At 37.2% G+C, this 775-nt stretch carries 1 protein-coding gene; it reads left to right on the top strand.

Annotated elements, in window-relative coordinates; all coding sequences use genetic code 11:
• Positions 1-142: 142 nt before the first annotated feature.
• Positions 143-523, top strand: a complete 381-nt coding sequence (locus tag C9I99_RS26900) for a DUF7668 domain-containing protein (protein ID WP_146151186.1) — start codon at positions 143-145, stop codon at positions 521-523.
• The last annotated feature ends 252 nt before the right edge of the window (positions 524-775 follow it).

Here is a 775-nt window from a genome sequence, read left to right as displayed (position 1 = left end):
TGAATTTTAGTTCTTGCGCATCACATATAACAATCAAATCAAGGTGATGCTTTTTACTCGGCATTTTTGGTTTGAAGTTCGGTGCGCTTGGTTGGTTCAACGTGGCACACCTTATTTGGGGCGTTATGTACTTCGGGGAAATATGTTCAAATTAACGTGTTTAAATAAAGCTGAAGAGCTTAAGCGCTATTGTCAGAGGTGGTTAGATTATTTGGCATCTCAAAAGTTCGAACTGGCAGACAGCCTAATTGATGAAGCGAATTGTTATGGTCAGATGTGGAAAAAACATCTGGTTTTTGACGCTATCAATGACTATTTTGGCGATGAGAGGGAAGTTAAGTTTGATAGTTGTAGTATAGAAGTATGTAATCCCAAATTTTTAGAAGCATATGACGGAACCTTGATGCTTGATTTTGACTTGATGCTAAATGGGGAACTATCTGATTTAACGGTTCAGTTTGAGTTTAGTCCTGTTGATAATTGCATGTACAAAGTCTCAATCCATGACATCCATGTTTTGTAGAAACGTACATAACAAACGCTTCAAGTCGATTCGTAACGCTCGGTACTTTTGGCGTCAATTTAGGGTTATGTGATTACGGTGTCCAATCTAAGTTCAGTGGAGCGTCACTCACAACTTAAGCGGGCGTTATGTTTTTAAGGTTAAATATGTTCGAAAAACACAATAAATATACAAAAAGCACATACTGGTTGTTAGCTATTAACAGTTTGATTGGTGTTTGTTTTCTTGGATTACTCATCTTAAATTTAGCTG

Source organism: Photobacterium lutimaris (assembly GCF_003025555.1).
Lineage (GTDB): Bacteria > Pseudomonadota > Gammaproteobacteria > Enterobacterales > Vibrionaceae > Photobacterium > Photobacterium lutimaris.
The sequence above is the reverse complement of the archived record's forward strand: the minus strand, read 5'-3'. Positions and strand labels throughout refer to the sequence as shown.

Bases quoted from the DNA above. Each gene is read 5' to 3' on its own strand.
- C9I99_RS26900 (WP_146151186.1), top strand. From the start codon at position 143: ATGTTCAAATTAACGTGTTTAAATAAAGCTGAAGAGCTTAAGCGCTAT.